The organism is Pollutimonas rozaliensis (genome assembly GCF_048751585.1).
GTDB lineage: Bacteria > Pseudomonadota > Gammaproteobacteria > Burkholderiales > Burkholderiaceae_B.
The window spans coordinates 583777-590839 of sequence record NZ_JAZHOB010000002.1 but is presented as its reverse complement, the minus strand read 5'-3'; the positions used below and the strand labels follow the sequence as shown (position 1 = coordinate 590839).

The following is a 7063-nucleotide window of genomic DNA, read 5'->3' as shown; positions in this document are numbered from 1 at the left end:
TCTGATGGCAAGGCTGTAGGGGCTCATCGATAAAAATCGCTTTCAAAAGAATGCGACAACTATGCTGACACTGGGGGCCATGTACGCCGACCAGGCCGAACGCAATGAGCTGAGCATCTCGGAAGCGCAAGAGTTGGCCAAGCAGTGGATCAACCAGCTTTCCATAGGCGAGGATCGCTTCAGCTTCGTTTTCAATCACGACCTGATCGCCATCGCCAGCGGCAACAGCGAATGGCGGGGCATGAACCTGTCTACCCTGAAGGATTTCAAGGGACGCGACCTGGCCGCATCGGCCTACCAGGAAACCCAGACCACCGGCCAGAGCTTTGCCATCTACCGCTGGCCGCCGCCCGGCAGCGCCGGGAAACGCGAACTGCGCTACGCCTATTTCGCCTATTTCGAACCTTGGGACTGGATATTCGCCATTACCGACGATGCGCGCCAGGTTTCCGATCAATTCGACAAGCGCCGCAAGGAAATGGAGCACGCCATCGGCGAATCGCTGGCGTCCCTGACGTTGGCACAATCGGGTTTTGCCTTCATCGCTTCGGACGAAGGCGCGCTGGTGTCGCCGTTGCCCGCCAGCCATGCCGGCCTGCTCGGTGAAATCGACGAGAAAAATGGAAAATCCCTGCGCGAGCTGCTGGACCGGATTCCAGCCACCGGCGAGGTCGCCAGCTTCCGCTTCACGCCACGGGACACGGATGCATCGTGGCAAATCAGTTCGGCCTACTTCAAGCCGCTGGGATGGACGATAGTCGCCGCCGTTCCCAGCGAAGACTTGACGCGCGCGGCAACCGAACTGCGTAATCGCCTGGGCATTCTCTTCCTGGCGGTTCTCCTGGTTTCCCTGGCCGTTGCCTGGGCGCTGTCGGTACGCATTACACGCCCCCTGCAGGAACTCAGCGATTTTGCCCGCGCCCTGCCCGAACAGGACCTGAGCGCCGCCGGCCCGATACCGCCGCATATCGCCCGCCTGCCGCAGAACCAGCCTGACGAAGTGGGCCGCCTGGCGGCCACCTTCATGCTCATGGACAAGGAGTTGCGCGAGAAAGTCGCCAGGCTGGTCCAGGAAACATCGTCTCGCGAGCGCTTTGAAAGCGAATTGAACATCGCCCACAGCATACAAATGGGGCTGCTGCCCATCCCGCTGCCGGCTTCCGTACTGAAGCGGATCGATTTGTACGCGACCATGATTCCAGCCAAAGAGGTTGGCGGCGACCTGTACGACTACTTCATTCTGCCCGATGGGCGCTTGTGCTTCGCCATAGGCGATGTGTCGGACAAGGGGGTGCCCGCGGCCCTGTTCATGGCGGTCACCCGTACCCTGATACGGGCATCGGCCGAAGACGAAACAGCCCCCGCCCTGCTGATGGAGCGCGTCAACAACCGTCTGTCCGAGAACAACCCCAATCTGATGTTCGTTACGCTGATCCTGGCCGTCCTGGATCTTGCCAGCGGCGAGCTTGCCTGGGCCAATGCCGGCCATCCGCCGCCCTGCGTCCTGGGCGCCAACGGTAAATTGCGTCTACTGGAAGGCCGCAGCGGTCCGGCCTGCGGCGTCCTGGAAGGCGCGTCCTACCGCCAGTTTTCAACCCGGCTGGAGCCTGGCGAAACCGTGTTCGGCTATACCGATGGTGTTACCGAGGCGCTGGACCCGGACGGCCATCTGTATGGCGAACCGCGGTTGTTCACCCTGCTGGCCGACTCGGGATCCGATACGGCCCGGAACACGGCGAACACGCTGCTGGACGATGTGCGCGCCTTCGCCAAAGGCACCGAGCAGTCCGACGACATTACCCTGATTGCAGCAAAAAGGCCCGCACCATGATCTCCCGTTTGATGCTTCCCGCCATCCTGGCCATCTGCCTGCTTGCCTTCTCTTCGCTTTCGACAGCGGCCCCCGGGCGAGCACCAGCCGTGCAAGACAGTGTCTTTCCCACCGCTCCCATTGCCAAGCCCGATGGCAGGCGCTGGCGCATAGGCTACGTGGACGGCGGCGAGTACGCCGAATACCCGCTGACTCTGGCCGAAATCGTGGACGGCCTGCAGCGCCTGGGCTGGCTGACCCTTAAGTCCGAGATTCCCGATCGCATGGGCAGCCATGATTTATGGACCTGGCTGTCAGAGAACGCCCAAAGCGACACACTGGAATTCGTCCGCGATGCCTGGTGGCAGCCCGGGAATTTCGATGCCGAAAAACGCGAGCCCCTGCGCGCCGCCATTGCCGACAGGATTCGGCAGCGCGGCGACATCGACCTGATGATAGCCATGGGAACTTGGGCGGGCCAGGACATGCGGACCATCGGCCCTCCCGTACCCACCGTCGTCGGTTCCACCAGCGACCCGCTGGCCGCCGGCATCTCGGACAGCGCCGAGGACAGCGGGCGCGATAACCTCCACACGCGAATCGAACCCGACCGCTACCAGCGGCAGGTAAGGCTGTTTCGCGAGATCGTGCCCTTCAAGAAGCTGGGCATCGTCTACGAAGACAGCGAGGCGGGCCGCACTTACGCCGCCGTGGAAGCCGCGGAGCAGGTCGGCAAGGAGCTGGGCTTCGCCGTCCAGCACTGCCACGCCCAGTCCAGCAGCGTTTCGACCGAGACGGCCGTCGCCAACGCATTGCAGTGCTATCGCGATCTGGCGCAGCAGCGCGTCGACGCGGTATATGTCACCTCGCATCGAGGTGTGACGCTGGAATCGATATCCGACATTGCAAATGTCCTGCGGCAGGCCAAGATACCCAGCTTCTCCATGGCGGGGTCCAAGGAAGTCGAGCGCGGGATATTGCTTAGCCTGGCGCAAGCCGATCTATCGTATGTCGGACTGTTCCATGCCGAAACCATCGCGCGCATCTTCAATGGCGCCAAGGCGCGCCAGCTTAGTCAGTTGTGGGTGGATCCGCCCAAGATCGCGCTGAATCTGGCAACGGCGCGCATCATCGGCTTCGATCCGCCGGTCGATATCTTGCTGGCCGCCGACGAAGTGTACGAATCGGACCGCTAGCCTGCTCCGCCGCCCCCGGGTCAAACGCCGCCATAGCGGCCGGGATGCACGGCCGCGTGGTAGGGCAACAGCGCGGCCAGGCGATGCTCCACCGTCCCGCCCGCGCCATTCCATGTGTCCAGCAAGCGATCCGCGGCGCTGCGCCCCGAGGCCAGCACAAATTCGGGATAGGCCAGCCAATGCGCGTCGGCGGGCGCCAGGCCTGAACGCGCCACGGACAGCACCTGGGCACACAGCGCCTTGACGCGCGCATCGCCCACACCGGCGCGCATGGCCGGCTCACGCAGTGCACCCAGCGCCTCCCAGCCCCATTCATCCACCAGCCGCCAAGCTTCGTCCAGGTTGGCCAGCAAGCCCTTTTGCATGGCGCACGGCGCCGGCAACAGGCTGTGCGCTTCGGCAATGCCGGCTTCGCGCAACAGGCATTCGTCGGCAAAACCCGCGCCCGGAGCCCGGGCCTCGATATAGGTCTGCGCGCCGCAAGCCGCAAACAGGGACTCCAGCCCGCCGTCGCGCCATGCCCGCATAAGCTCCGATAGCGGCGGCAGGATCTCCAGTCGATAACGCAGGCGGGCATCCAGGAATTGGCCGATCTGCGAGTATTCAAAATGCCGCGCATGCGGCGCAAGCTCGACCAACAAGCCGTCATCGCAGCGCCGCCCCCGCCACGCCGACGCTCTCAGGAAATCCACCAGACAGGGGTCGCCTTCAAGCAAGACCGTGGGCACGGACTTGTAATCGTAGGAATGTTGCAGCGGCAAACCGCGCGTCACCGTGCCCGGACCAAACATCCAGTGAAAAAAGTCGGCCATGTCGTCGAAAGGCCGCGATGGATATTGGCATAGCCGGGCATCGCCCGCGAATCGGCCGGGCCCGAATACGCGAGGCCAGACGGTCATGCGGTTTTCCTTCAACCCCGTGTCCCGGCCCGATTCCAGAGGACTGTTGGCGAACAGGGCCAGGCTGGCCGGCGCCAGCGCAATGGCGATATTGAGCGCGCGGATGGCGTCTTCCACCGGCACGGAGGTGTTGGCGCCGTTCTGCGCCTTGGCATCGATGCCCTCCCAGTGATGCCAACCGCGATGCTCTCTTAATTCATGGTAGATGGGCCGGGGCACGCAAACCTTTGCATACCAGTCCGGGTCGCGCGGACAGGCCGGATGCTGCGAAGCATTCAGGACGCAGGCCTGATCCGTTTCCAGGGCCTGCAAGGTATCGGCAAGTTCCCGGTGCGCCAGCGCGGCCAGGCGACTCAGGCCGTCCGGGCCGTCGTCCACGGGCGCCAGGGCGGTTTCCAATAGATTGAAGCCATTGTCCAGGCCGCATTCCGCCGTGGCGGTCTGCAAGCCGATACAGCGATCGGCCAGCGTGATGTCCTGGCTGGCCACCCCTCTGCCCTTCTTGATGGCGCGCAAGGCCGAGAAGTAAGCATCCACGGGCAGGCTGGCGCCCGTATGCGCATGCGCCACGACCATTTCGATTTCCAGGCCGAGCCTGGGTTGATAGGCCGGGACGGGCGCGCCCATAGAGCGGGCCCCATCCCGAGAGGCGGATAGAGCGGCGGCGGCATCGGCCGCCGCGATATCGTTACAGGAAGAGCTGGTAAGCGGGGTTGTCGCTTTCATTCCAATAGGGATAGCCAAGGCCGTCAAGGAAGGCCTTGAAGGCTTTCTTGTCGGCTGGCGGCACCTGTATGCCAACCAGTATGCGGCCGTAGTCGTCGCCCTGGTTGCGATAGTGGAACAGGCTGATGTTCCAATCGGGATTCATGGCGCCCAGGAAGCGCATCAACGCGCCCGGGCGTTCGGGGAACTCGAAGCGAAACAGCATTTCGTGCTCCGCCAACGTGGAGCGCCCCCCCACCATGTAACGCAGGTGGGTCTTGGCCATTTCGTTGCCGGTAAGGTCCAGGGTGGGAAAGCCCTTCTTGCGGAAATTATTGGCCAGCTTCTCGGGTTCGGCCTCGGAGTTGATCTGCAGACCAACGAACACGTGGGCCTTCTCGGGATCGGAAATACGGTAATTGAATTCGGTAACGCTGCGCTTGCCCACCGCTTCGCAAAGCCGCAGGAAGCTGCCCCGCTTCTCCGGCAGCGTCAATGCGAAGACCGCTTCGCGCGCTTCGCCCACGTCGGCGCGTTCCGCCACGAAACGCAAGCGGTCGAAGTTCATGTTGGCGCCGCAGGTAATGGCCACCAAGGTCTTGTCCTTCCATTTGTTCTGCGCGGCGTAGCGCTTGGCGCCAGCCAGCGCCAGGGCGCCCGCCGGCTCGAGCACGCTGCGTGTGTCCTGGAATACATCCTTGATGCCGGCGCAAATGGCGTCGGTATCGACCAGGACGTAATCGTCGACGTATTCCCTGGCCAGCCTGAAGGTTTCAGCGCCGACCTGCTTGACCGCCGTCCCGTCCGAAAACAGGCCGACGTCGTTCAAGGTAATGCGGCGTCCGGCCTTGACACTGCGAACCATGGCGTCCGAATCCACGGTCTGCACGCCGATGATTTTTATTTCGGGCCGCAGCTGCTTCACATAGGCGGCCACCCCCGCAATCAGGCCGCCGCCGCCGATCGCCACGAAAATGGCATCGATGGGGCCGGGATGCTGGCGCAGGATTTCCATGCCCACCGTGCCCTGCCCCGCAATCACATCGGGATCGTCGAAGGGATGCACGAAGGTCAGCTTTTCTTTCTTTTCAAGTTCCTTGGCATGCTCATAGGCGTCGGAAAAGCTTTCGCCCATCAGCACGACCTCGCCGCCCAGGCCGCGGACGGCATTGATCTTTACCTGCGGGGTGGTGACGGGCATGACGATGACCGCCCTGCAACCCAGCCTTCGGGCCGACAATGCCACGCCCTGCGCGTGGTTGCCCGCCGAGGCGGCGATGACGCCGCGCTTGAGCTCGGCCGGACTCAGGTGGGCCATCTTGTTGTAGGCGCCGCGCAGCTTGAAGCTGAAAACAGGCTGTGTATCTTCGCGCTTGAGCAATACCTTGTTATGAATTCGAGCCGAGACCTGAGGAGCCAATTCAAGAGGCGATTCGACGGCGACGTCGTACACCTTGGAGGTAAGGATGCGTTTAAGATAGTCTGTTGACATGGAGAGGGGCGAGTGAAGAGATGGGAGGCCGGCGATAATTGTAAGCAAGTACTTGCTTCAAAGAATACCATAGGGTTTTCGCGGACAACCGCGATACACTGGCGCGCTTATGGAAGCATGGCTGCAATCGATCATACATTGGCTCCTGATTACCCTGGCTTTGCCGCGTTTCGGCCTGAGCGCTATTTTTATCGTGAGCCTGATCTCGGCAACCTTGCTGCCGCTGGGCTCCGAACCGGCGGTTTTCGGTTTCGTGAAGATCGCGCCGCATATGTTCTGGCCTGCGGTCCTGGTGGCCACGCTGGGCAATACGATAGGCGGCGGGATCAGCTACGGGATGGGCCTGGGGGCGGAAAAGGCCTACGAGCGCTGGCGCGAAAAGCACCCGCACAAGATCAAGAGCAAGGCGGGCGGCCGCTGGCATGATTACGTCAGCTATTGGCTGCACCGCCTGGGCCCGCCGGCGCTGCTGTTCTCCTGGCTGCCTTTCGTTGGCGACCCTTTATGCGCGGTGGCTGGATGGCTGCGGCTTTCGTTCTGGCCCAGCATGCTATACATGGCGATCGGGAAGTTCCTGCGCTATCTGGTGATGACGGCGGCTCTGTTGTGGTTCTTTCCGGGGACGCCTTGAAAAACCAGGCAGGCTACAGGGTCAGTATCTTAAGCGTAAGCACACTGTTGTGCGCTTGTCGGCATGTCATTTTGGCGCCCCATCTGAAGCGCAAGCACGTTGGGGCTCAGGGTGGATATGCCAGCAGAACCCGAACGCCAAGCAGCTTACGGTGCAGAATCAAGGTACGAAGGCCCCCTCTTGCCACAAGAAGTCTCTCGATCATTCCACGATATCAGGCGCCGGGGGTGGGGTCGGGGGCCGGAGCTTCACGCGGGGAATTCCGGCAAAGCCGGAATCGTGCGCGCCTAGCCGGCACCCGGCCCCACCCCCGGCGCCGGTTTATGCGAC

At 62.7% G+C, this 7063-nt stretch carries 5 protein-coding genes; 3 read left to right on the top strand and 2 right to left on the bottom strand.

The window, feature by feature from the left end; genetic code table 11:
- Positions 1–25 precede the first annotated feature (25 nt).
- Positions 26–1831, top strand: a complete 1806-nt coding sequence (locus V0R37_RS05990; RefSeq protein WP_420373656.1) for a SpoIIE family protein phosphatase — start codon at positions 26–28, stop codon at positions 1829–1831.
- Positions 1828–3006: an ABC transporter substrate-binding protein gene (locus V0R37_RS05985; RefSeq protein WP_420373625.1), complete on the top strand. Its 1179-nt coding sequence runs from the start codon at positions 1828–1830 to the stop codon at positions 3004–3006. Before V0R37_RS05990 ends, V0R37_RS05985 begins: the two co-directional genes overlap by 4 nt.
- A gap of 20 nt (positions 3007–3026) precedes the next feature.
- Here the strand turns inward: V0R37_RS05985 and V0R37_RS05980 are convergent, their stop codons facing one another.
- Both V0R37_RS05980 and ilvA read right to left on the bottom strand, forming a co-directional pair.
- Positions 3027–4532 (bottom strand): glutamate-cysteine ligase family protein, encoded by a 1506-nt coding sequence (locus V0R37_RS05980; protein WP_420373655.1) that lies wholly within the window; start codon positions 4530–4532, stop codon positions 3027–3029.
- 61 nt (positions 4533–4593) lie between these two features.
- Positions 4594–6102 carry a threonine ammonia-lyase, biosynthetic gene (gene ilvA / locus V0R37_RS05975; RefSeq protein ID WP_420373624.1) on the bottom strand — a complete coding sequence of 503 codons (1509 nt, stop codon included), beginning with the start codon at positions 6100–6102 and terminating at the stop codon, positions 4594–4596.
- Positions 6103–6211: 109 nt separating this feature from the next.
- Here ilvA and V0R37_RS05970 point away from each other — a divergent pair, with 109 nt between their 5' ends.
- Complete coding sequence (locus V0R37_RS05970) at positions 6212–6733, top strand: YqaA family protein (RefSeq protein ID WP_420373623.1); 522 nt, start codon at positions 6212–6214, stop codon at positions 6731–6733.
- Positions 6734–7063 lie beyond the last annotated feature (330 nt).